The sequence below is a fragment of the Pseudomonas sp. Pseusp10 genome, assembly GCF_059492225.1.
In genome coordinates this window covers 5,272,326-5,297,364 of the sequence record NZ_CP168528.1, presented here as the reverse complement: position 1 = coordinate 5,297,364, position 25,039 = coordinate 5,272,326, and the positions used below count along the sequence as shown (strand labels likewise).

Below are 25,039 nucleotides of genomic sequence, written 5' to 3'. Positions count from 1 at the left end.
TTTGTCCCTTTGGAAATTAATAACACCCATGTAGGAGCGAGCTTGCTCGCGATGGACGTTAACGATGACGCGGGAAGCCTGGCATCCCGCGGCGTTCTCAGGTTTTTCGCGAGCAAGCTCGCTCCTACAGAGTGTCGATTGATGTTGCGATTTATTGCGTGATACCACCAAATCAGAGCGAGATTGGATGTGAGCAAGAGAGCCTATAACTTCTGTGCCGGTCCTGCGGCGCTTCCCGAAGCTGTCCTGCAGCGCGCCCAGGGTGAACTCCTCGATTGGCACGGCAAGGGTCTGTCGGTCATGGAAATGAGCCATCGCAGTGATGAGTTCGTGTCCATTGCCACCAAGGCCGAGCAGGATCTGCGTGATCTGCTGAATATCCCCTCGAACTATAAAGTGCTGTTCCTGCAAGGTGGCGCCAGCCAGCAATTTGCTCAGATTCCGCTGAATCTGCTGCCGGAAAACGGCTCGGCCGACTATATCGATACCGGTATCTGGTCGCAGAAAGCCATCGAAGAAGCGTCGCGCTACGGCCACGTCAACGTTGCCGGCACCGCCAAGCCTTACGACTATTTCGCCATTCCCGGCCAGAACGAGTGGAAGTTGTCGAAAGACGCGGCCTATGTTCACTACGCGCCGAACGAAACCATTGGCGGCCTGGAATTCCAGTGGATTCCCGAGACCGGTGACGTTCCGCTGGTGGCTGACATGTCCTCCGACATCCTGTCGCGTCCGGTGGATGTTTCGCGTTTCGGCATGATCTACGCCGGCGCGCAGAAAAACATCGGTCCGAGCGGCATCGTGGTCAACATCGTTCGCGAAGACCTGCTGGGCAACGCCCGCTCCATTTGCCCGACTATGCTCAATTACAAGGTCGCGGCCGACAACGGCTCGATGTACAACACTCCGCCGACCCTGGCGTGGTACTTGTCCGGCCTGGTGTTCGAGTGGCTGAAAGAGCAGGGCGGTGTCGAAGCCATCGGCAAGCTCAATGAAGTCAAGCAGCGCACGTTGTATAGCTTCATTGATGCCAGCGGCCTGTACAGCAATCCGATCAACAAGTCGGACCGCTCGTGGATGAACGTGCCGTTCCGCCTGGCAGACGATCGTCTGGACAAGCCGTTCCTGGCCGGTGCCGACGAGCGTGGTCTGTTGAACCTCAAGGGTCACCGTTCCGTGGGCGGTATGCGCGCCTCCATCTATAACGCCGTCGACATCAACGCCGTCAACGCGCTGGTTTCGTACATGGCAGAGTTCGAGAAGGAACACGGCTAATGTCTGAGCAAGAACTCAAGGCACTGCGTCTGCGCATTGATGCCCTGGACGAAAAGGTCCTGGAGCTGATCAGTGAGCGTGCGCGCTGCGCCCAGGAAGTCGCGCGAGTAAAGATGGCCTCGCTGGCCGAAGGCGAAGTGCCGGTGTTCTATCGTCCTGAGCGCGAAGCTCAAGTGCTCAAGCGTGTCATGGAGCGTAATCAGGGGCCGCTGGGCAACGAAGAGATGGCGCGGTTGTTCCGTGAAATCATGTCTTCGTGCCTCGCGCTCGAGCAGCCGCTGAAAGTGGCTTATCTTGGCCCTGAAGGCACCTTCACTCAAGCTGCGGCCATGAAGCACTTTGGTCACGCGGTGATCAGCAAGCCGATGGCGGCGATTGACGAAGTGTTCCGTGAAGTGGCGGCCGGTGCGGTGAATTTTGGCGTGGTGCCGGTGGAAAACTCTACCGAAGGTGCGGTCAACCACACCCTCGACAGCTTCCTCGAGCATGACATGGTGATCTGCGGCGAAGTCGAGCTGCGTATCCACCATCATCTGTTGGTCGGTGAAAACACCAAGACCGACAGCATCAGCCGCATCTACTCCCACGCCCAGTCCCTGGCCCAGTGCCGCAAGTGGCTGGACTCCCACTACCCGAATGTCGAGCGTGTGGCGGTGTCCAGCAACGCCGAAGCCGCCAAGCGGGTCAAGGGCGAGTGGAACTCGGCGGCGATTGCCGGCGACATGGCGGCCGGCCTGTACGGCTTGACCCGTTTGGCCGAGAAGATCGAAGATCGCCCGGACAACTCCACGCGCTTCCTGATGATCGGTAATCAGGAAGTGCCGCCGACCGGCGACGACAAGACTTCTATTATCGTCTCTATGAGCAACAAGCCAGGTGCGCTTCATGAGTTGTTGGTGCCGTTCCACGACAATGGCATCGACCTGACGCGAATCGAGACTCGTCCGTCGCGCAGCGGTAAATGGACCTACGTGTTCTTCATCGATTTTGTCGGCCATCATCGCGACCCGCTGGTCAAAGGTGTGCTGGAAAAGATCAGTCAGGAAGCAGTGGCACTCAAAGTGCTGGGCTCCTACCCGAAAGCAGTTCTCTAAGGGGCGGTAGCAAATGAGTGGCAATTTCCTCGCTTTGGCACAGCCGGGCGTGCAACAACTTTCGCCTTACGTTCCGGGCAAGCCCGTGGACGAACTGGCGCGTGAGCTGGACCTCGATCCAGCCAGCATCGTCAAACTGGCGAGCAACGAAAACCCGCTGGGCCCCGGCCCCAAGGCGCTGGCGGCCATCCGCGAGGCGCTGGCCGAGCTGACCCGCTATCCGGACGGCAACGGTTTTGCGCTCAAGACCCTGCTGGCCGAGCAGTGCCGTGTCGAGCTCAATCAAGTGACGCTGGGCAATGGTTCCAACGACATTCTTGAATTGGTCGCGCGTGCTTATCTGGCGCCGGGCCTGAATGCCGTGTTCAGCGAGCATGCGTTCGCGGTCTACCCGATTGCCACTCAGGCAGTTGGCGCACAGGCCAAGGTCATCCCGGCCAAAGATTGGGGGCATGACCTGCCTGCCATGCTGGCGGCGATCGATGCCAATACCCGCGTGGTGTTCATCGCCAACCCGAACAACCCGACCGGGACCTGGTTCGACGCCGAGGCACTGGACGAATTCCTGCAGGATGTTCCGGAGCATGTGCTGGTCGTACTGGACGAGGCCTACATCGAGTACGCCGAAGGCAGCGATCTGCCGGATGGCCTGGACTTCCTGGCGGCTTATCCGAACCTGCTGGTTTCCCGCACCTTCTCCAAGGCCTATGGCCTGGCAGCGTTGCGCGTGGGTTATGGCTTGTCCACGGCGGTTGTCGCAGACGTGCTGAACCGTGTACGCCAGCCGTTCAACGTCAACAGTCTGGCCCTGGCCGCTGCTTGTGCGGCGTTGAAGGATGAAGAATATCTGGCGCAAAGTCGCCAGTTGAACGAGTCCGGCATGCAGCAACTGGAAGCCGGTTTCCGTGAACTGGGGCTGAGCTGGATTGCGTCTAAAGGCAATTTCATCTGCGTCGATCTCGGTCAAGTCGCGGCCCCGGTGTTCCAAGGCTTGCTTCGAGAGGGCGTAATCGTGCGTCCGGTGGCCAATTACGGCATGCCGAATCACCTGCGCATCACCATTGGCCTGCCGGCAGAGAACAGCCGCTTCCTTGAGGCGCTGACCAAGGTTCTGGCTCGTGGTTGATGTCACTGCACTGCAATCTGCTGAACCTATGATCGGTCGCCTGGTGGTGGTCGGTCTTGGGCTGATCGGCGGTTCGTTTGCCAAGGGTTTGCGTGAAAGCGGTCTGTGCCGCGAAGTGGTCGGGGTCGATCTCGATCCGCAATCGCGCAAACTCGCGGTCGAGTTGGGTGTGGTGGATCGCTGCGAGGAAGACCTGGGCGTCGCTTGTCAGGGCGCCGACGTCATCCAGCTGGCGGTGCCGATCCTGGCCATGGAGAAAGTGCTCGCGCGCCTGGCCGGCATGGATCTGGGGCAAGCGATCCTGACCGATGTCGGCAGTGCCAAGGGTAATGTGGTGCGTGCGGCCACCGAGGCATTTGGCAGTATGCCGTCATGCTTCGTGCCGGGGCACCCCATTGCCGGGTCCGAGCAAAGCGGGGTGGAAGCCTCCAATGCCGAGCTGTTCCGTCGCCACAAGGTAATCCTGACTCCGCTGGATCAGACCGATCCGGCAGCCCTGGCAGTAGTCGACCGTTTGTGGCGCGAGCTGGGCGCCGATGTCGAGCACATGCAGGTTGAACGTCACGACGAAGTGCTGGCCGCGACCAGTCATCTGCCGCACTTGCTGGCGTTCGGTTTGGTCGACTCACTGGCCAAGCGCAATGAAAATCTTGAGATCTTCCGTTACGCTGCGGGCGGTTTCCGCGATTTCACAAGAATCGCCGGAAGCGACCCGGTCATGTGGCACGACATCTTCCTCGCCAACCGTGAAGCTGTCCTGCGCACACTCGATACATTTCGCAGCGACCTCGACGCCTTGCGCGACGCGGTCGATGCAGGGGATGGGCACCAATTGTTGGGCGTTTTCACTCGCGCCCGGGTTGCCCGCGAGCATTTCAGTAAAATCCTGGCCCGCAGGGCCTATGTGGACGCTATGAATTCCAACGATCTGATTTTCCTGGCTCAACCTGGTGGCCGCCTGTCCGGCCGGATTCGCGTACCAGGTGACAAATCGATTTCCCACCGTTCGATCATGCTCGGTTCCCTGGCTGAAGGTGTCACCGAAGTCGAAGGCTTCCTCGAGGGCGAAGATGCCCTGGCGACCTTGCAGGCATTCCGTGACATGGGCGTCGTGATCGAAGGCCCGCACCACGGTCGCGTGACCATTCACGGTGTCGGCCTGCATGGCCTGAAGCCGGCGCCGGGCCCGATCTATCTGGGCAACTCCGGTACTTCGATGCGTCTGTTGTCCGGTTTGCTGGCTGCGCAGAACTTTGACAGCACCCTGACCGGCGACGCTTCGCTGTCCAAGCGCCCGATGAATCGCGTGGCCAATCCGCTGCGTGAAATGGGCGCGGTGATCGAAACCGCCGCTGAAGGTCGTCCGCCGATGACCATTCGTGGTGGCAACAAGCTCAAGGGGCTGACCTACACCATGCCGATGGCCAGTGCCCAGGTTAAGTCCTGCCTGCTGTTGGCCGGTCTGTATGCCGAAGGCAAGACCACGGTTACCGAGCCTGCTCCGACCCGTGACCATACCGAGCGTATGCTCCGTGGCTTCGGCTACCCGGTAACGGTCAACGGTGCGACCGCATCGGTCGAGTCCGGTAACAAACTGACCGCGACCCACATTGAAGTCCCGGGTGATATTTCGTCCTCGGCGTTCTTCCTGGTGGCGGCGTCGATCGCCGAAGGTTCGGAACTGGTGCTGGAGCACGTCGGCATTAACCCGACCCGTACCGGTGTGATCGACATCCTGCGCCTGATGGGCGCCGACATCACCCTGGAGAACCAGCGTGAAGTGGGTGGCGAACCGGTAGCAGACCTGCGCGTACGTGCAGCTAAACTCAAAGGTATCGAGATTCCCGAGGCGCTGGTTCCACTGGCGATCGACGAGTTCCCGGTGCTGTTCGTGGCTGCCGCGTGTGCCGAAGGGCGCACCGTATTGCGGGGTGCCGAAGAGCTGCGGGTCAAGGAGTCGGACCGTATCCAGGTCATGGCTGATGGTTTGCTGGCGCTGGGCGTCAAGTGCGAGCCAACCCCGGATGGCATCATCATCGACGGCGGTCAGATCGGCGGCGGTGAAGTGCACGGTCACGGCGATCACCGTATCGCCATGGCGTTCAGCGTTGCTTCGCTGCGCGCCAGTGCGCCGATCCGCATTCATGATTGCGCCAACGTCGCGACGTCGTTCCCGAACTTCCTGGCGCTGTGCGCACAGGTCGGTATTCGCGTGGCACAAGAGGCGCAGTCGTGAACAACATTGCACCGGTCATCACCATCGATGGGCCAAGCGGCTCGGGCAAGGGCACGGTAGCCGGGATCCTGGCCAAGCGCCTGGGCTGGAACCTGCTCGATTCCGGTGCGTTGTACCGATTGCTGGCCTTCGCCGCGCATAACCATGGTGTCGACCTGACCAATGAAGAGCTGCTGAAGAAACTTGCCGCTCATCTGGATGTGCAATTCATCGCGGCGACGGACGGTCAGTTGCAGCGCATCATTCTGGAAGGTGATGAAGTCAGCGATGTCATTCGCACCGAAAGCGTCGGTTCCGGCGCTTCCCAGGTGGCTGCGCTGCCAGCCGTACGCGAGGCGCTGCTGCAGCGCCAACGTGCTTTTCAGGAAGCGCCGGGCCTTGTTGCGGATGGTCGCGACATGGGCACCGTGGTTTTTCCTGACGCGCCGCTGAAGATTTTTCTGACCGCCAGTGCCGAGGAGCGGGCACGCCGTCGATATTTGCAGTTGAAGGGCAAGGTCGAGGGTGTTAGTCTGTCGAGTCTGCTAGATGAGATACGTGCGCGCGATGAGCGTGATACCCAGCGAGCGGTGGCCCCGCTCAAACCGGCGGCTGACGCCATACAGCTGGATTCCACGGAATTATCCATCGACCAGGTGCTGGAACGCATCATGAGCGAGATCGCCATTCGCGATATCGCCGGGTGACCAAGAAGGCCGCAGGGGACCAGTCATAGTCCTGCGGTGGCTTCTTTTAAATGAAACTAACCCACACCGTCTGGGGTGTGGAGATGGGCGTATTCTTCGCCCTCATCAACAGGAATTAAAATGAGCGAAAGCTTTGCGGAACTCTTTGAAGAAAGCCTAAAAACCCTGAACCTTCAGGCAGGCTCCATCATCACCGGTGTTATCGTTGATATCGATTACCAGGCTCGCTGGGTAACCGTTCACGCTGGCCTGAAGTCTGAAGCACTCATCCCGCTTGAGCAGTTCTACAACGACGCTGGCGAACTGAACATCAACGTCGGTGACGAAGTTCACGTTGCTCTGGACTCGGTTGAAGATGGCTTTGGTGAAACCAAGCTGTCCCGTGAAAAAGCCAAGCGCGCTGAATGCTGGATTGTTCTGGAAGCAGCCTTCGCAGCCGAAGAAGTGGTCAAGGGCGTTATCAACGGTAAGGTTAAAGGCGGCTTCACTGTCGACGTTAACGGCATCCGTGCGTTCCTGCCAGGTTCTCTGGTTGACGTCCGTCCAGTGCGCGACACCACGCACCTGGAAGGCAAAGAGCTGGAATTCAAGGTCATCAAGCTGGACCAGAAGCGCAACAACGTTGTCGTTTCCCGTCGCAGCGTCCTGGAAGCCGAGAACTCCGCCGAGCGCGAAGCTCTGCTGGAATCCCTGCAGGAAGGCCAACAAGTCAAAGGTATCGTCAAGAACCTCACCGATTACGGCGCATTCGTCGATCTGGGTGGCGTCGATGGCCTGCTGCACATTACCGACATGGCCTGGAAGCGTATCAAGCATCCTTCCGAAATCGTCAACGTTGGCGACGAGATCGATGTCAAGGTTCTGAAGTACGATCGCGAGCGCAATCGTGTTTCCCTGGGCCTGAAGCAACTGGGCGAAGATCCATGGGTTGCTATCAAAGCCCGTTACCCGGAAAGCACTCGTGTTACCGCTCGTGTAACCAACCTGACCGACTACGGCTGCTTCGCTGAGCTGGAAGAAGGCGTTGAAGGTCTGGTACACGTTTCCGAAATGGACTGGACCAACAAGAACATCCACCCTTCGAAAGTCGTACAAGTCGGCGACGAAGTGGAAGTTATGGTTCTGGACATCGACGAAGAGCGTCGTCGTATCTCCCTGGGCATCAAGCAGTGCAAATCTAACCCATGGGAAGATTTCTCTGGCCAGTTCAACAAGGGCGATAAAATCTCCGGCACCATCAAGTCGATCACCGATTTCGGTATCTTCATTGGTCTGGACGGCGGCATCGACGGTCTGGTTCACCTGTCCGACATCTCCTGGAACGAAGTGGGCGAAGAAGCCGTACGCCGCTTCAAGAAGGGCGACGAGCTGGACACCGTCATCCTGTCGGTTGACCCAGAGCGCGAGCGCATCTCCCTGGGTATCAAGCAACTGGAAAGCGATCCGTTCTCCGAGTACGTTCAAGAGAATGACAAAGGCGCCATCGTTAAAGGCATCGTGAAGGAAGTTGACGCTAAAGGCGCCATCATCACTCTGGCCGACGATATCGAAGCGACTCTGAAAGCCTCCGAAATCAGCCGTGACCGCGTTGAAGACGCGCGCAACGTTCTGAAAGAAGGCGAAGAAGTAGAAGCCAAGATCATCAGCGTTGACCGCAAGAGCCGTGTAATTCAGCTCTCGATCAAGTCGAAAGACGTTGAAGACGAGAAAGAAGCAATCCAGAGCCTGCGCGACAAGCCAGTAGCTACTGATGCTCCTGTGGCCACCACTCTGGGTGACCTGCTGCGTGCACAAATGGAAAAACAGAACTAAGTTCTGATTTCTGTAAAAAGGGGCGACTTCGGTCGCCCTTTTTTGTGCCTGGAATTTGGTGAGTCGCGTCGGCTTTACCAGCTTGAGTCGTGAACCAAAAATGCTGAAGAATTGTCTGATTGTTTAGCCGGATCAAACGCTTATTAACAGCTAGTCTTTAGACTGAGACAAATGATCGCCCGGTAGGCTTCTGGCAAAAGGAAGTGAATGAACAAGCTCATTGTCGCAGTAGTAGTTCTGGTGCTAGCGGGTTGTACCACCAACGCCAAAACTCACGTGGTGCATGGGGTTAGCGGTATTGAGGTCGATTGTTCCGGGCTCGGCTCGAAATGGGAAAAGTGTTACAAGCGCGCGGCTAAGGAGTGTAAAGGGGCTGGTTACAAAGTTTTGACGAGGTCTGATGATCTCAAGGAAGAGGAGGAGGGCTTCCCCTTTGGATTCAACCCGGCAGGCTTCCTGACGCGCACCCTGTTGGTGATCTGCCGATGAGGCCGTGATTGCTCAGAGGTCTTCCACTTTCCAGGAATCGAGCATTTTGTGGTGGTGGGATAGATGGCAAAACTCGGACTGTTCAAAATCGTGCGGGCATGCTAAAACCTTTGAAGCGCTTACCTAGCTGCTTGAAAAAGAAGGGAAAAATATGACGAAGTCGGAGTTGATCGAACGAATTGTCACCCATCAAGGGCTGCTCTCATCCAAGGATGTGGAGCTGGCTATCAAGACCATGCTTGAGCAAATGTCCCAATGTCTGGCTACCGGGGATCGTATCGAGATCCGGGGGTTTGGCAGCTTCTCTCTGCACTACCGCGCGCCACGGGTCGGCCGTAACCCGAAAACCGGTCAGTCTGTCAGTCTCGACGGCAAGTTCGTTCCGCATTTCAAGCCGGGTAAAGAACTGCGGGATCGGGTGAATGAGGAAGAGGATGAGTTCGACAGCGAACATCGGGGTGACGGGCGTGCGTAGATTCAGTCGCCTGTTGCGGGTTCTGCTGCTGTTGGCGTTGTTGGCCTTCATCCTTCTGTTCACTCTGGAAAACCAGCAGGCAGTCGCTTTGGTGTTCCTGGGCTTCAGTTTTCCCCAGCTGCCCGTCTCGGTATTGTTGCTGGGGGGCTTGTTGCTCGGTCTGATTGCCGGGCCGGCCATGGGTATGTTGGTCGTATGGCAACGTGGTCATAAGCGTCGCCGTGCCAATGCCAAGTAGAAGCAATAATATCTACAGATATCGATTCGGTTTTTGGTACCGCCGAGTACAGTATAATTAGAAATTGACTCGAGGCAATCAGGGAGCTTTATCGGACAATCTTCGAAGTCAACGTTTTTGGATTTGGTAGCGTGCTTGTTTGGCTCGTCAGTGTGTTAGTAGGCTGGGGGGTACTAATAAAGGCGGATTGATGGCAATGGTTAAACTGAAGGGCAAATAGTAATATGCAAAGCAATAATAACGCTGTTATTTTTTCAGATGAGTTCGACTTGCTGGAGCTTTTCAACGCTCTATTGCAGCAGAAAAAACTTATTTTAGTCGTAACGCTAGTTTCTACTTTTATAGCTGGGGTGTATGCATTTGTATCGCCGCCCGTGTACGAAGCTAAATACTATGTATCTCCACCGACTTTTGAAAATATTGCTAACTTGAATTATGGGCGCGAGAAAAGCTCTGCTTTAAATCCATTTACAGTTGATGACGTATACAAGGTGTTTCTGCGAAATCTTCAGTCTGACTCGTTGCGTCGAACATTTTTTGAAAATAACTTTATACCTGTCTCAAGTCGAAACGCTGAACAGTACGAGAAGTTTTCCAGGGATGTGGCGGTTTCGCCTGTGGATAAAGACTTGGGCGGGCGTTGGTTGGTTTCCATTCAGGGAAAGGACCCCGTGACAGTTACTAATTGGGTGAGCCAGTATGTTGAGCTGGCTGGGCAACGTGCACAGCGTGAAGTGATTAGCAACGCAACTAAAGAAGCTTCAGTTTTAGCTCGTAACCAACAGTTGCAGATAGATTCTCTTCGTGAGTCAGCCAAAAAAGTTCGAGAAGATACGATCAGCCAGGTACGGGAGGCTTTGGCACTTGCAAGAGCTAGTGGATTGGAAAAATCTATCGTTTTTACTGGTGACGGTACATCTGGGTTGGCCGGTAATATGGCAGGTAGTGATGCCTACATGCGCGGTAGCAAGGTGCTTGAGGCTGAGTTGAAAAATCTCGAAAACAGGGAGTCGAATGACCCATTTATTCCAGGGTTGAGAACCTTGCAAAATTGGTATGATTTTTACAAGGCCCTGGAAACAGGTGAGTATAGCGTCACGGTGTATCGACAGGATGGCATTGTGGATCAACCTAGCACTCCCATTAAACCTAAAAAAGCTCTTGTCTTGATATTGGGTGTTATTTTAGGTGGGCTATTGGGTACTGCTATTGCGTTGGGACGAGTTTTTGTTTTGAAATCGAGACGGAGTTAATCTTCTACTCGCGGATCGCAATGAATTTGTTGTTGCAGAAATCGGTGTTGGGATCCTTTTGGAAATCTAGAAGCTCCCAATATCGATTACTTTATATGGTTTGCGCTGGCGAATTTTATGGACTGAAGTTTCGATGTTGAATATTTTATTGGTGTCTGGAAGCTGATTATTACTAAGTATACGAAAATTTAGGGAGGTAGGACCTGGCGATATGGGGCAGATTGCTTTCTGGTGCAACTCTACCTCTCGCATATTTGTATGGTCTTTCATTTAGTGTTTTGATTTTGGCTTCCAGGTATGCGAGTGTCATTTTATTTCATGGCCCATGCAGTTTCTTGATAATCATTCCAAGTGCTTTTATGGAGGGTAGGGGCTAATTAATTAGTCTCTAACATGGGGTTGGTTTTTAAACTGACGTGATTTTAATTAGCTGGGTTTTCTGGCGGCAATATTCAATTGTTTTAGTCTTCCGAAGACTATTTTCGATCTTGTGAGGGGGGGCTAGGTCGTGTATTGGCGATGTCTTTGTAAGACACGGCTTCGGAGGGGGGGGAAGGAAGTTAGCCTTCTCACCTGGTTGATATGTTTTTTTGAATGCTGTGCAGGGGTGTGTCAGAGAAAAGCGATGTTGTTTTGCTATTGCATGGAGGACGCTAAGTTTTAGGGGCAATATAGAATGCGCATGCATTTCGTCAATGTTAATCGCAAAGTCCACCAATTCTCACCCTACAGTAAATGGTTTCAGCTTGGCGCGCAAGCATTTTGCCATCATTATAAAAAATAATCTATTTCCGAGCTTGGTGTCGTGCAGTTTAGGTGGAAATGCGATAATGCTCACGGCCACGGTTCATTTTATGGATTGTTTTTGGTCGCAATCGAGTGGGTCGGGAACGCAGCTGACTATCTTAGGGGCGCAGTTGCGTAAAGCGGCGTTGCATGCCGCCCGGTATGTTGGTGCTCATTCAAGGATTGACAGATGTTTTGGGCGGGCTGCTTTTCAACGCTGCTTCAACGCTGGTTTTGCCTGGATGTCTTGGTCTTGCAGAGCAGGCTGTGCCGGTGTAGCGGAGAAAATGGCTCCCGCGAAAGTGATTTTCGTCTCAATAGAAAAACACAATCGCCAAGGGGCACAAGGGCCAATAGCTATCAGGATGATTTTTGGTCAAGTAATAAATTGGCGTAATGGAGATTTGGTTTTGTTTTATATCTGGTTAGCCATAGCATTAGTGCCAATGTATTTTTGCGAACTTGCTTGTGGTTCACGAGTCAAAAGTTTTGGGCTCGCAGTTTTTGTAGCCTTTGTTTATTTTGTTATCGTGGCTGGGTTGCGTGATGATACCGGATACGATTGGTTTGTTTACAAGAATATATATAATGGAGTATCTGAGAGTGGCAGTTTGGCGGCTGCTATTTCGTTCGGACGAGATAACGGATCTGAATTAGGTTTCTCGGTGTTTCTTTATGTTTTGAGTCTCCTCGGTTTGAGTTTTTGGTGGATGCAGTTTTTGGTTGGTATCTTCAACTGTTACGCCTTCTTGAAGTTGAACAATGCACTTGGAAGAGGGACGGTGACCGGAGTATTGATTTACTTCTGCTGGTTATTTCTTGTGCTGCAAATGGGTGTCCTAAGGATGTCTGTTGCGTTATCCTTTTTGTCTTTGGCATTGCTTTTTATGTTGAAGGGGAAAAACGTAAAGTTTCTTTTGTTTGTTATGTTGGCCTCGTTGTTTCACACCTTTTCTATCGTGATTGGCGTGCTGATGTTATTGGCGCGTTTGTCTTTTCCTCGGTCGCATACGCTGGTTTTTTTATTTCTGGTTGCCATTATGTATGTTGCGGGCATAGATTTGGCTGGAGGTGTGGTTCAAATTGTTTCAGGGGTTATGCCAGAATTTATTAGCTCGAAACTAAATTTCTATTTGTTGTTGGGCGTAAACTATCAGAGAGGGGTGGGAGAGTTTTTATACAAGCTGATTGTGGTGTCTATGTATGTTTTTCTGGTGTTTCGAATTCAGGAAGAAGAAGATGAAAAGCTACTGCTGAATTTGAGTTATATATACATAATCGCATTGTTGGTTTTCTGGAAATATCCAATTTTTCATGATCGGCTTAAGTATTTTGTATTGATGCCTTTCTTTTATTTATTTTTAACAGCTGTAATGCGAATGAGAGTTTTCAATAGGTTGGTTTACGGTGTTGTTTTTTTGATGGCTAGTTTTATGGTGCTGATGCACGAGGTTAGTGGTCCGCTGTTTTTCCCGTACACCCCCTATTACAACATGTATGAACGGTGGTTGAGCGGGGAGGGGAATGACGGTGAGGAGCGGACACTGAAGTATTATAAAGAGTATGACTCTCAGTGGCTTGGGGGCGAGCAATGAAAGGCGTCCTTTATATAGGGTTTTCATTTTCCGTAAAGATGTTTTGTGCGTTGGCTGTTTTGAGGTTTTTGGCGGTAAGCCTAGGTAGTGAAGGTTTTGGTTATATAACACAGTTTATGGCATTTATGGCGATTGTGTTTGGGCTTTCATTAGGGGGGGCAATAAATTATTTGGTGAATAGGCTTTCGCAATCAAGCGATGTGATCTCTTCGGAAAAAGAGATTTCTGTTGTGTTTTCCTATGGCTTGATTTTTTTGTTTTTACTTGCATTTTTAATGATTGGTTTCAAGAGTTATTTAGAGACTTACATTTTTTTTGATGAGGTTAGTTGGTTTTTTATATTGTATTGTTTGGTGGTGTTTTATATATCAAATGTTTATGGTTGTTTGATGGCGTTGGCGCTGGCCAGAAAAAGGCTGAAGTTGTTTGCCTTTTCGAACGTTGCGGCGTCTTTGGTGTATTTGTTTTTGGTATTTGTTGCAGTGGAAACGGACTCGATTAAGGCTATCTACTGGATTATGCCTTTGTCGTATGTCCTCCCTGTGATGTTTTTAATCAAGTCATTTCCAGAGCGTATTCGATTCAACTTCAAGGCGCTGTGTGTAGATGGTGGTTTTTTGGCGATATTGAAGTATTGCATCATAGTTTACGCAGGCCTCGCATCATTGCCATTTGTTGGGATCCTGGTGAGAGAGTTGTTTCTCCAACTCTATGGCGGAGTAGAGCTAAGTAACTGGCAGGTCGCAGTGAAGTTTTCTGACACCATGCAGCAGTTCTATGGATTGTTTTGCTCTGCGATTCTCCTCCCATATTTTTCGAAAAATCTGTCGGCGATAAGTTGGTGGGGTTGGCAGAAAAAGTTAATCGCCATTTCAATGGTTTACCTTGCTGTAGCGGTGACGGTGTTTTGTCTTCGCGATATTATTGTGTACTTGTTGTTTAGTGATGAATATAAAACGGCAAGAAGTTATTTTTCTTATTATTTGATTGGCGATTATTTTAGAGGGGTTGCATTATTCTGTTCGTTTACTTTAATATCGGCTGGGCGTTACGGTAGTGCACTGCTGTTCGAGGTATTGCAAGGTGTTCTATTTTTTACTTTTTATCACCTCTTGCAATCTCGTGGCAATGTTGAAGGGGTGGGTTTGTCCTATGTGGTTGCGTATGTAATATGCGCTTCTGTAATGTGTGTTTTGGTTTTTTGTTATTTTAAGGGGCGCCAAGTTGAAAATTCTAATGCTGTGTAGTAGTTACTCTCTTCAGAGTGGTCACTCTTGGTTGACGGATAGTTTGGCTGAGGAGCTCGCGCTTAACCATAGTGTGGAGGTGGTTTTTCTAGATTGGAGTGGACAGCATAAGCAATACGCTTTCGTTGAAAAGAATGGCGTAAAAATTCATGTCTTTTCAACTATGGTCGGTGCTTTGAGGGGAAGGGTTGGCCAGGTCTTGAAGTGGTTTTTTGCTGCGCGTCTAAATATTCCAAATGTTAAAAAATGCTTGTCTCAGTCACAATACGATCTGGTGATTAACTATTCACCTGCCATGGTTATGCACCCAATATTCAATGCTCTGAAACGTAGAGTCAAATCGTCCTACCTGATACTTTGGGATTTTTTTCCAATTTACCATTTGCAGTTGGGTTTGCTGCCTAATTGGGGGGCGCCGATCTTAAAGTTCATCGAGACAAAAGCCTGTAATGGTTATGATCGTATTGGTCTTATGTCTCAAAAAAATCTCGAGTTTTTTAAGAGTAACTATAAAATCAGTCCTGGTGTTCAGTCAGAGATTTTATACCTTTGGGGCCCCAATGATGTTCAAGTCAGAAATAAGCAGGCTTATCTTGAGGCAAGAGCATCAGAAGGGATCCAGGACCAATTGGTCTGTGTGTTTGGCGGGCAACTTATAAAAGGGCGCGGAATTGATAAGTTAATCGAGTTGGCGTTGCATTCAAAAACGAATGGAATCAACTCTGTTTTCTATATATTTGGTGATGGCCCTGAGCGAGATGCAATGCTCAATGATTTAAAAGCTAATGATGTGCTGGATATCGTTCGCTATAAGGGCTTTAGACCCAGGGAAGAATACATGCGTTTTCTTAAAGGCGCTGACCTCGGGTTTGTATTTAATTCGGGGCACGTATCCGTGCCCACGTTTCCTTCGAAAGCTGTTGACTATTTCAGAGCTGCCGTTCCGGTGCTTGCCTATGTAGAGGATGCTACCGACTTCGGAAGTATTCTCGAGGAGGAGATAAGGGGGGGGTGGAGTGCTTCGCCGAAGTATCACTCTAAGCTAGTTGAAAGCTTTGAAGCAGCTTATAAGCTGTCGAGAGATGAGCTATTTAATGTTGGGTGTTCAGGGCAGAAATGGTATCTTGAGCATTTGCAGGTGCGTAAAACCTCGCATCACTTGACTGACGATCTAATTTGATGCGATTGGCGATTGGCTGGAATGAGTGCTAGCTGATAAGCGGGTTTTTGCTTTAGAGCATATTGAGATTGGACTGGAGAATAATATGTTTACAGATAAAATTCTAATGATCACTGGTGGTACCGGATCTTTTGGTAACGCGGTCCTTAAGCGGTTTTTAGATACTGATATCGCCGAAATTCGCATATTTAGTCGTGATGAAAAGAAACAAGACGATATGCGTAAGCGTTACTCAAGTTCCAAGTTGAAGTTTTATATCGGGGATGTTCGCGATTATCAATGTGTGTTGAATGCTTCGCGTGGTGTGGACTATATCTTTCATGCTGCAGCTTTGAAGCAGGTGCCTTCCTGTGAGTTTCACCCTATGGAGGCCGTCAAAACCAACGTTGTTGGCACAGATAACGTATTGGAAGCTGCAATTCAAAATGAAGTCCGTCGTGTAGTTTGCCTGAGTACTGACAAGGCGGTATATCCGATTAATGCAATGGGTATATCAAAGGCAATGATGGAAAAGGTTATGGTGGCGAAGTCTCGAAACGTCGATGACACTAAAACCGTAATTTGTGGTACGCGATACGGCAATGTTATGGCGTCTCGTGGATCGGTAATTCCGTTGTTTATAGAGCAAATTCGTGCGGGTAAGGCTCTGTCCATAACAGACCCTAATATGACACGATTCATGATGACATTGGCCGATGCGGTCGAATTGGTGTTGTACGCGTTTGAACATGGTAATAATGGCGATTTGTTTGTTCAAAAAGCTCCAGCAGCTACGGTAGAGGTCCTTGCGCAGGCATTGACGCAGATGGTCGGTAAACCTGATCACCCAATCCAGGTTATAGGAACTCGACACGGCGAGAAGCTCTATGAAGCGCTTCTGAGTCGCGAGGAAATGGCATGCGCGGAGGATATGGGTGACTATTTCCGTGTCCCGCCTGACTTGCGGGATTTGAACTACAGTAAATTTGTTGAGCAGGGTGAAGAAAAAATTTCTCGGATGGAGGATTATAATTCTCATAATACTCAGCGCCTGGATGTAGCAGGTATGCAGCAATTGTTGCTTAAGCTGGATTTCATGAAGGCCATCCAGCGCGGTGAAATTGTTACTCCGGAGGAATGATTGATGAAGGTACTAATCACCGGTGCCAGCGGTTTCATTGGCAAGAATCTTGCTGCTCATCTACGCGAACGTGCGGATGTCGAAGTGCTTTCATTCGTTCGCGGAGACGACCCGGCGTTGCTTGGGGGGTTAGTCGCTGAAGCTGATTGTGTATTTCACCTGGCGGGAGTTAACCGACCACAGAATCCGGAAGAGTTCGTGAGTGGTAACAGCGATCTTACTCGGATTGTTTGTGATGCCGTTGCGGCTAGCAGCCGAAAGATACCTCTTGTATATACATCGTCAACTCAGGCTGATCAAGACAATCCGTATGGTCGGAGCAAGCTCGATGCGGAAAGTGCATTGAGCGAATTGGCCCGTAAAAATGGGAACGACGTACACATTTTTCGTCTCCCTAATGTGTTCGGGAAGTGGGCAAGACCTAATTACAATTCAGCGGTAGCAACTTTTTGCCATAACATTGCACATGATCTGCCTATTCATATTCACGATGAAAATGCCTCTCTTACATTAGTTTATGTTGATGACGTAGTTCGTCATTTTATCGCAATTATGGACGGCCGTATTTCAAAAGAGTCGGCTGCCGTCGTTCAACCCGTTTATTCTACAACGGTAGGCGCATTGGCTGCTCAGTTGCGAGCGTTTCGCGAAAGCCGGTCGACGCTTATTAGCGAAGCCGTAGGTGAGGGGTTGCCCCGCGCTCTTTATTCAACGTATCTGAGTTATCTCCCACCTGAGTCTTTTACTTATGAGGTTCCTAAATATGGAGACCCTCGTGGTGTGTTTGTGGAGATGCTCAAGACAAAGGACTCGGGACAGTTTTCTTATTTCACAGCATTTCCCGGTATCACACGTGGCGGTCATTACCATCACTCAAAGACTGAAAAGTTTCTTGTGATTAAGGGTACCGCAAGTTTCCGTTTTCGTCATATCGATTCTGGCGAATTTTACGAGTTGCAGACGACAGGCGATCAACCGAGAATAGTTGAAACAGTGCCGGGCTGGACCCACGACATCACTAATATTGGTAATGATGAACTGATCGTGATGCTATGGGCAAATGAAATATTTGATCGTGAACATCCGGACACCTATGCATTGCCAGTGTGCCCTTGAAGCCTATCGATCAGGTAGAGGATTGTGATGAAAAAGCTGAAAGTAGTTACTGTTGTAGGTACGCGCCCGGAAATTATTCGTTTGTCGCGTGTCATAGTCGCTCTCGACCGATACTGTGACCACGTCTTGGTACACACCGGTCAAAATTATGATTATGAGTTGAACGAGATTTTCTTTCAGGATCTTGGTATACGGAAGCCCGATTATTTTTTGAATGCGGCAGGTACGACTGGCGCAGAAACGATTGGCAATGTAATTATTTCGATCGATCGGATGCTTTCCGAGGTGTTACCCGAGGCTATGTTGGTCTTGGGGGATACTAATAGCTGTATGGCAGTTATTCCGGCGAAGCGACGCAAGATTCCAACGTTTCATATGGAGGCTGGTAACCGTTGTTTTGACATGCGAGTTCCTGAGGAGATTAACCGTCGAATTGTAGATCATACGGCTGACATTAATCTCACTTATAGCACAATAGCTCGTGACTACCTCCTGCGTGAGGGGCTTGCACCGGACATGGTCGTCAAAACAGGAAGTCCAATGTTTGAAGTGCTGACCCACTATCGTGAGGGCATTGATGCGTCGGATGTATTGGAACGTCACGGTTTGCAGGCGGGACAGTTTTTTGTTGTCAGCGCACACAGGGAGGAAAATATCGATTCAGATAAAAACTTCCTTAAACTGGTTGAGGTGCTGAACGCTGTAGCCAAAACATATGATCTTCCGGTCATTGTGTCTACGCATCCGCGTACACAAAAGCGTGTCGATGCACTTGGGGTTGTGTTTCATAAGAATGTTCGGTTACTTAAACCTCTTGGTTTCAAGGATTATAACAAGCTGCAACTCGCATCGAAGGCCGCCTTGTCTGATAGTGGCACTATCAACGAGGAGTCTTCGATTCTTAATTTTCCAGCGCTGAATTTACGTGAGGCCCATGAGCGACCTGAAGGTATGGAGGAAGCGGCTGTCATGATGGTGGGGTTGGAGCTGGAGCGCGTGCTCCAAGGATTGCAGTTACTAGAAAGCCAGGGTCGCGATGAAAATCGAAGCTTGCGTCTGGTTGCGGATTACAGCATGCCGAATGTATCCGAAAAAGTGGTACGAATTATTCATAGCTATCGAGACTACGTTATGCGTACTGTCTGGAGAAGGTACTGATACGAATGGCTATTCGGGTTTTGTTGTAGAGCCATAGCAGTTGACGGTTTACTGGGCTCGTGATCGCATTCTGTCCGGGATTTCTGCGCTTGGCGTTCCATGTTATTCCAGATCTTGCTCTGAGGTGTACCTTGATAAAGCATTTGACGATACTGGCTGGCGTCCAGAAGCACGACTACCTATTGCGAAAGAGCTGGTTGAGACAAGCTTGATGTTCTTGGTACACCCGACGTTGACTGAAGCCGAAATCGAAAAGACCTGCGAGGTGATTTGCAGTGTTATGCAGCAAGTCGTGAAGCCTTAGACCCATTTGGGGCCTCACAATTTCCTGCTTTTGATGCGAGTCGGTTCTTGCCGGTGGGAAAAGGGGATGGCGAAAAATCGCCTGATATTCGTAATATCTGATCCCCTTCTCCTCAGGGTTTCAGTTCTTGCCGGTAGTAACGGTCGAGGCCTGCATTCCTTGCACGCGCCTCGTGCTGGTGATTTAGCTCCCTTATGGCGCTACCGGTTTCAATATTTTGAGCCAGACTAGTTATTAAAAAGTACGAGAGCGTCGGAGACGTACACTCGTCAGCACGATCAACAGGTGAGCGGTTCGAGGTGTACGACGGAGTTATGGATAAATTGCGCAAACTGTTGCTTGAGCTGCCACGCCATCAAAAACGGTTCATTCAGGTTGCGGCCGACGTCGTTCTTGTGTGGGTAGCCTTATGGATGGCGTTTATTGTGCGTCTGGGACCAGACGAGATGGTCAACTCGTTTATTCCGCACGTCTGGCTATTTATTAGCGCTCCTGTGATTGCTGTTCCTCTTTTCATTCGCTTTGGCATGTACCGTGCTGTCATGCGCTACTTTGGAAATGATGCGCTAATCGCCATTATCAAGGCGGTCAGCTTGTCGTCGCTGATTCTTGGCGTAGTTGTTTATTGGTACAGCAATCACCAAAACGTCGTTCCACGCTCAATCATTTTCAACTACTGGTGGTTGAGTCTGATCATGATCGGCGGGCTTCGCCTGGCCATGCGTCAATACTTTTTGGGCGACTGGTTCAGTGCTGCCCAGCACGTTCCGTTTACCAGTCGTGACGATGGTTTGCCGAAAGTCGCCATTTACGGTGCGGGGGCAGCCGGTAACCAGCTGGTTGCTGCCTTGCGGATGGGGCGAGTCATGCGTCCGGTGGCGTTTATCGATGATGATAGCGGGATTGCCGACAGGGTTATTTCCGGTTTGCAAGTTTATAAGCCCAAACATATCCAGCAGATGATCGATAACACCGGGGCCCAGGAAATCCTGCTGGCCATCCCGTCATCCAACCGTGGGCGGCGCCGGGAAATTCTTGGTTATCTCGAAGGTTTCCCGCTCCACGTTCGAAGCGTTCCCGGTTTCATGGACCTGGCCAGCGGGCGGGTAAAGGTCGATGACATCCAGGAAGTGGACATCGCCGACCTGCTGGGCCGGGATACCGTTCCAGCCCAGGGTGACCTGCTTGAGCATTGCATCAAGGGACAGTCTGTTCTGGTCACCGGGGCCGGCGGTTCGATCGGTTCAGAGTTATGTCGGCAGATTCTTGCATTGCATCCAACGACGCTGCTGTTGTTCGAGCACAGTGAGTTCAATCTTTACAGCATCTTGTCCGAGCTTGAGCAACGGGTTGCCCGTGAGTCTTTGTCTGTACGTTTATTGCCTATTCTCGGTTCCGTGCGCAATCCGGAGAAGTTGCTCGATGTGATGAAAACCTGGCATGTAGACACTGTCTATCATGCGGCGGCGTATAAACACGTGCCGATGGTTGAGCACAACATCGCTGAAGGTGTGCTGAACAACGTGGTGGGTACGCTCAATACCGCCCAGGCGGCATTGAAAGCCGGTGTTGCCAACTTCGTACTGATCTCGACAGACAAAGCCGTACGGCCCACCAATGTCATGGGCAGCACCAAGCGCCTTGCCGAATTGACGTTGCAAGCGCTGAGTCGTGAGTTGGCTCCGGTGTTGTTCGCGGATACGAGCAATGTTTCGCGAATGAACAAAACACGCTTCACCATGGTACGGTTTGGTAACGTCCTGGGATCGTCGGGTTCGGTCATTCCGTTGTTTCACAAGCAGATCAAGTCAGGCGGTCCACTGACGGTCACACATCCGAAGATCACCCGATACTTCATGACCATCCCTGAAGCGGCGCAGTTGGTGATTCAGGCGGGCTCCATGGGGCAGGGTGGTGACGTTTTTGTCCTGGACATGGGCGAGCCCGTGAGGATCGTCGAACTGGCCGAGAAGATGATCCATTTGTCCGGTCTGAGCGTCCGTTCGGAAAAAAACCTGCATGGTGACATCGCTATCGAGTTCACCGGGCTGCGTCCGGGTGAAAAGCTCTACGAAGAGCTGTTGATCGGTGACAACGTCAGCGCGACCCGGCATCCAATGATCATGACGGCCAACGAGGATCATCTGCCGTGGGATGTGCTCAAGCTGAAGCTGGCCGAGTTGCTTGGGGCCGTTGAGCAGGATGATTATTCGCGCGTCCGCCAGTTGTTGCGCGATACCGTCAGCGGCTACACCCCCGACGGTGAGATTGTCGATTGGATCTACCAGCAGCGCCGCCTTGAGCCCTGATTGTTTCACATTGCGCAACAGGCATATTTTTGACAGACTCCAGACATCGCCTAACTTTGGGGGGCGCTTGAGAAAAGCTGCTTTCCAAAATTGATGTCATGGAGTTCCGACTATCCGTAATGGCTACGGTCGCTGAGTACCGCATGCCGAATATTGCCGAGAAAGTAATGGGGATTGTTTACAATAGCTTGATTGTATAAACGAAAAAATGCTGAGTTGAGCTGCAGGAATGATTGAAAATAAGTTAAAGATTCTGATAGTTACACAGTATTTTTGGCCGGAAAATATGCGTATCAATGACCTGGTTCGCGCCTTCTCGGAAAATGGTCATGAGGTCACTGTGTTGACCGGATGGCCAAATTATCCAGAAGGTTCGGTATATTCTGAATTTAGTGCCAGTCCTGAGCGTTTCAGCAACTACTTCGGTGCGCGCGTAGTTAGAGTTCCATTAGTTTCGCGTGGAAAACGCAGTGTTAGCCTGGTTTTCAATTACGTTTCTTTTTTTCTCAGCGCTTCTACACTCGGCGTTTTCAAGCTTCGAAATGAAAAGTTTGATGCAGTTTTCGTATACGCAGTTTCTCCTATTATGGCTGCTATTCCCGCAGTTGTGTTAGGGCGAATAAAAAAGGCCCCGGTATTTGTCTGGGTCCTTGATCTTTGGCCGGAAACTCTGAGGGCTGTAGGGGTACTTCGTCAGCCCGCCTTGTTGGCTTTGGTCGGGCGCGTGGTCAGTGCGATCTACAATCGTGCTGATTATTTGCTTTTACAATCCAAAGGTTTTGCCGACAACGTAAAACAATATTGCACGAAGGAAATCACCCCAGAGCGTTTGATTTATTTCCCAAGTTGGGCTGAGGATGACTTTTCGGCCTCCACTCCGCTCACTTCAAATTTGCTACAGCGAGATGACTCAGTCTTCACCATTGTTTTTGCAGGAAATTTAGGCGAAGCGCAGGATTTTCCCGCGATCCTGGACGCCGCAGAAGCATTGAAGAACAAAGTCGCAGTGCGCTGGGTGATCGTGGGGGATGGACGTATGAGCAAATGGTTGCATGAACAAGTCACGACAAGAAACTTGAGCAACGTATTGCTGCTGGGACGACACCCTCTGAGCGAGATGCCTGGGGTGTTTGCTTGTGCCGATGCGTTGCTGGTTTCATTGAAAACCAATGATGTATTCGAGAAGACGATTCCCGGGAAGGTTCAGGCTTATATGGCTTCGAGCAAGCCGATCCTGGGCATGATCAATGGGGAGGCAGCACGGGTAATCGAAGAGTCAGGCGGGGGATTTTCCTGCCCCTCAGGTGATATCCAGGGGCTTGTGCGGATTACTTTGGAGTTGGCCACCACATCCCCTGCTCAACGTGAAACTATGGGGCGTGCCGGTCGGTCCTACTATTTGAGCCACTTTTCCAAACCTGCACTTATGGAGCGTCTGGAAGAGTTGTTTCGCGTTGCTACTTTGCGAAGGACCACCCAATAATGTCGAAGACCGTATTGTTAACCGGAGCAACAGGGTTTGTTGGTGGCGCGACGCTAAGGTGTCTGGTCGCAAGAAACTACACTGTCATTGCCGCGCTGCGTAATGGATCGCAATTACTTCAGAATAAAGTCTCGACGATCCACGTTGACAGTATCGATGGTGCTACGTCCTGGAAAAACGGTCTCACCGGCGTAGACGTGGTCATACATGCCGCGGCTCGCGTTCATGTGATGAACGATACCGAAACCGATCCCTTGGCGGCATTCAGGCGAGTCAATGTTGAAGGTACATTGAACCTTGCACGCCAGGCAGCGTCTGCAGGTGTCCGACGCTTCGTATTTATCAGTTCCATCAAGGTGAACGGCGAAAGTACCGATTTGGGTGTCACATATTCTCCCGAGGACACGCCAGCCCCGGCAGATCCCTATGGGATATCCAAGATGGAAGCCGAAGAGCTGTTGCGTGAATTGGCCGTGGAGACCGGGATGGAGGTCGTGATCATAAGGCCAGTGTTGGTTTACGGCCCCGGGGTCAAGGCCAACTTTCAAAGCATGATGCGATGGCTCGATAAAGGTATTCCCTTGCCTTTTGGGGCGATTCACAACAGCCGCAGTCTCGTAGCATTGGACAATCTGGTGGATTTGATTGTCACCTGTATCGGTCATCCGGCGGCCGCTAATCAGACCTTTCTGGTCAGTGATGGTGAGGATCTTTCCACCACTCAATTGCTGCGCAAGATTGCGCTTGCCCTTGGGCGTACGGCTCGGCTTGTACCAATACCTGCCAGCGTCCTGCGCGGCATCGCCACATTGCTCGGAAGGAAAGCCCTGTCAAACCGGTTATGTGGATCCTTGCAGGTAGACATCAGCAAAACGCGCTCATTGCTGGGGTGGACACCTCCGGTCTCGGCAGATGACGCACTGAAGGCTACAGCACAACATTTTCAAGAAAGTAAATAACAATGATCTATTGGTGGTTAGTTCCTGCGGTGGCGAGTGTTTCCTTAATATTGACAGCGGTATTACGTCGTTATGCATTGGCGCGAAGTATTATCGACGTCCCCAATGCTCGCAGTTCTCATTCAGTACCCACTCCCAGGGGCGGTGGTGTCGCGATCGTCATCGCATTTTTGTTGGCGCTGCCATTTCTGGCATGGGCGCAGTTGGCAACCATGCCACTGTTGATCGCTATCGGGGGGGCGGGTGGCCTGATCGCAATTGTCGGCTTCATGGATGATCATGGTCATATAGCAGCACGTTGGCGCTTGTTAGGCCATTTCTGTGCGGCCGCCTGGGCCTTGTTCTGTCTGGGGGGGCTGCCTCCGATTACCTTGTTTGGATGGGCTGTGGATCTTGGTTGGCTCGGATGCATCCTGGCGGCGGTCTATCTTGTCTGGATGCTCAATCTTTACAATTTCATGGATGGAATCGATGGTATAGCCAGTGTTGAAGCGATTTCGGCGTGCCTGGGTGCTTGTCTGCTTTATTGGCTGAATGGATTCGAAAGCCAGATGTGGGTTCCAGGACTGTTGGCGATGGCGGTTGGAGGATTTCTGTTTTGGAATTTTCCCCCTGCACGCATCTTTATGGGAGACGCTGGAAGCGGGTTCCTCGGTATGGTGCTCGGTGTCATCTCGATTCAGGCTGCCTGGATTGCACCGCAGTTGCTCTGGGCCTGGCTGATCCTGTTGGGAGTGTTTGTTGTAGACGCAACCTTCACCTTGATTCGTCGCCTGGTTCGCGGTGACAAAGTTTATGAAGCTCATCGTAGTCACGCCTATCAGTTTGCATCACGCCGATATCGCAAGCATTTGCCTGTCACTCTCGCCGTCGGGGCAATCAACGTAGGTTGGTTGCTGCCCGTTGCACTTTGCGTGACTTCCTTTGGATTGGATGGTGCGCTTGGCCTGATAATCGCCTATATCCCACTGGTAATTCTGGCGCTCAAATTTCACGCGGGTGAAATCGAAAAAGCCAGTCCCTCAATAGCTGATTTGTGATTATTTGAAGTAACAAGTGCGTCAGGAGACGTACACTGATCAAGCACGGTCATGGGGA

20 protein-coding genes and 1 pseudogene are annotated in these 25,039 nt (G+C 51.3%); all 21 read left to right on the top strand.

All coding sequences use genetic code 11. The features are described from left to right. Window positions 1-189 precede the first annotated feature (189 nt). Entirely contained in the window at window positions 190-1,275 is a 1,086-nt protein-coding gene (serC, locus tag ACEN8Z_RS24130; protein WP_218501436.1) for a 3-phosphoserine/phosphohydroxythreonine transaminase, read from the top strand. Then, a complete protein-coding gene (gene pheA, locus ACEN8Z_RS24125; RefSeq protein WP_007999931.1) occupies window positions 1,275-2,369 on the top strand; it encodes a prephenate dehydratase in 1,095 nt (364 codons plus the stop codon). Before serC ends, pheA begins: the two co-directional genes overlap by 1 nt. 13 nt (window positions 2,370-2,382) lie before the next feature. Continuing rightward, window positions 2,383-3,495 carry a histidinol-phosphate transaminase gene (gene hisC / locus ACEN8Z_RS24120; RefSeq protein WP_007999933.1) on the top strand — a complete coding sequence of 371 codons (1,113 nt, stop codon included), beginning with the start codon at window positions 2,383-2,385 and terminating at the stop codon, window positions 3,493-3,495. 28 nt (window positions 3,496-3,523) lie between these two features. Continuing rightward, window positions 3,524-5,731 (top strand): bifunctional prephenate dehydrogenase/3-phosphoshikimate 1-carboxyvinyltransferase, encoded by a 2,208-nt coding sequence (locus ACEN8Z_RS24115; protein ID WP_495598187.1) that lies wholly within the window; start codon window positions 3,524-3,526, stop codon window positions 5,729-5,731. Continuing rightward, window positions 5,728-6,417: a (d)CMP kinase gene (gene cmk, locus ACEN8Z_RS24110; protein ID WP_007973641.1), complete on the top strand. Its 690-nt coding sequence runs from the start codon at window positions 5,728-5,730 to the stop codon at window positions 6,415-6,417. Before ACEN8Z_RS24115 ends, cmk begins: the two co-directional genes overlap by 4 nt. Window positions 6,418-6,537: 120 nt before the next feature. Next, window positions 6,538-8,229 carry a 30S ribosomal protein S1 gene (gene rpsA, locus ACEN8Z_RS24105; RefSeq protein ID WP_007973639.1) on the top strand — a complete coding sequence of 564 codons (1,692 nt, stop codon included), beginning with the start codon at window positions 6,538-6,540 and terminating at the stop codon, window positions 8,227-8,229. Between the two features lie 207 nt (window positions 8,230-8,436). Further along, on the top strand, window positions 8,437-8,718 hold the full coding sequence (locus ACEN8Z_RS24100; RefSeq protein WP_495595903.1) for a hypothetical protein: 282 nt from the start codon (window positions 8,437-8,439) through the stop codon (window positions 8,716-8,718). Window positions 8,719-8,869: 151 nt separating this feature from the next. Next, the gene (ihfB, locus tag ACEN8Z_RS24095; protein ID WP_007999939.1) at window positions 8,870-9,193 is read left to right on the top strand and encodes an integration host factor subunit beta; all 324 of its coding nucleotides are present in this window, start codon (window positions 8,870-8,872) and stop codon (window positions 9,191-9,193) included. Beyond that, window positions 9,186-9,431 carry a lipopolysaccharide assembly protein LapA domain-containing protein gene (locus ACEN8Z_RS24090; protein ID WP_495595902.1) on the top strand — a complete coding sequence of 82 codons (246 nt, stop codon included), beginning with the start codon at window positions 9,186-9,188 and terminating at the stop codon, window positions 9,429-9,431. The genes ihfB and ACEN8Z_RS24090 overlap by 8 nt, the downstream gene beginning before the upstream one ends. A gap of 224 nt (window positions 9,432-9,655) precedes the next feature. After that, window positions 9,656-10,684: an LPS O-antigen chain length determinant protein WzzB gene (locus ACEN8Z_RS24085; protein ID WP_495595901.1), complete on the top strand. Its 1,029-nt coding sequence runs from the start codon at window positions 9,656-9,658 to the stop codon at window positions 10,682-10,684. 695 nt (window positions 10,685-11,379) lie between these two features. Continuing rightward, window positions 11,380-13,065, top strand: coding sequence for an EpsG family protein (locus ACEN8Z_RS24080; protein WP_495595900.1), 1,686 nt, complete (start codon window positions 11,380-11,382; stop codon window positions 13,063-13,065). Next, window positions 13,062-14,312: an MATE family efflux transporter gene (locus ACEN8Z_RS24075; protein ID WP_495595899.1), complete on the top strand. Its 1,251-nt coding sequence runs from the start codon at window positions 13,062-13,064 to the stop codon at window positions 14,310-14,312. Before ACEN8Z_RS24080 ends, ACEN8Z_RS24075 begins: the two co-directional genes overlap by 4 nt. Then, complete coding sequence (locus tag ACEN8Z_RS24070; RefSeq protein ID WP_495595898.1) at window positions 14,290-15,492, top strand: glycosyltransferase family 4 protein; 1,203 nt, start codon at window positions 14,290-14,292, stop codon at window positions 15,490-15,492. Before ACEN8Z_RS24075 ends, ACEN8Z_RS24070 begins: the two co-directional genes overlap by 23 nt. An 85-nt stretch (window positions 15,493-15,577) precedes the next feature. Beyond that, complete coding sequence (locus tag ACEN8Z_RS24065; RefSeq protein ID WP_007999949.1) at window positions 15,578-16,612, top strand: polysaccharide biosynthesis protein; 1,035 nt, start codon at window positions 15,578-15,580, stop codon at window positions 16,610-16,612. 3 nt (window positions 16,613-16,615) lie between these two features. After that, window positions 16,616-17,728: a UDP-2-acetamido-2,6-beta-L-arabino-hexul-4-ose reductase gene (gene wbjC / locus ACEN8Z_RS24060; protein ID WP_495595897.1), complete on the top strand. Its 1,113-nt coding sequence runs from the start codon at window positions 16,616-16,618 to the stop codon at window positions 17,726-17,728. 27 nt (window positions 17,729-17,755) lie between these two features. After that, on the top strand, window positions 17,756-18,886 hold the full coding sequence (gene wecB / locus ACEN8Z_RS24055) for a non-hydrolyzing UDP-N-acetylglucosamine 2-epimerase (RefSeq protein WP_495595896.1): 1,131 nt from the start codon (window positions 17,756-17,758) through the stop codon (window positions 18,884-18,886). 37 nt (window positions 18,887-18,923) lie between these two features. Then, window positions 18,924-19,190 (top strand): annotated as a pseudogene (locus ACEN8Z_RS24050) (aminotransferase); the annotation flags it as partial. 314 nt (window positions 19,191-19,504) lie between these two features. Next, a complete protein-coding gene (locus ACEN8Z_RS24045) occupies window positions 19,505-21,499 on the top strand; it encodes a polysaccharide biosynthesis protein (RefSeq protein ID WP_495595895.1) in 1,995 nt (664 codons plus the stop codon). A 229-nt stretch (window positions 21,500-21,728) separates the two neighbouring features. Then, window positions 21,729-22,982 (top strand): glycosyltransferase family 4 protein, encoded by a 1,254-nt coding sequence (locus ACEN8Z_RS24040; RefSeq protein WP_495595894.1) that lies wholly within the window; start codon window positions 21,729-21,731, stop codon window positions 22,980-22,982. Further along, window positions 22,982-23,941 (top strand): UDP-glucose 4-epimerase family protein, encoded by a 960-nt coding sequence (locus ACEN8Z_RS24035; protein WP_495595893.1) that lies wholly within the window; start codon window positions 22,982-22,984, stop codon window positions 23,939-23,941. Before ACEN8Z_RS24040 ends, ACEN8Z_RS24035 begins: the two co-directional genes overlap by 1 nt. Before the next feature lie 2 nt (window positions 23,942-23,943). Next, window positions 23,944-24,981, top strand: a complete 1,038-nt coding sequence (locus ACEN8Z_RS24030; RefSeq protein ID WP_442101115.1) for an MraY family glycosyltransferase — start codon at window positions 23,944-23,946, stop codon at window positions 24,979-24,981. The last annotated feature ends 58 nt before the right edge of the window (window positions 24,982-25,039 follow it).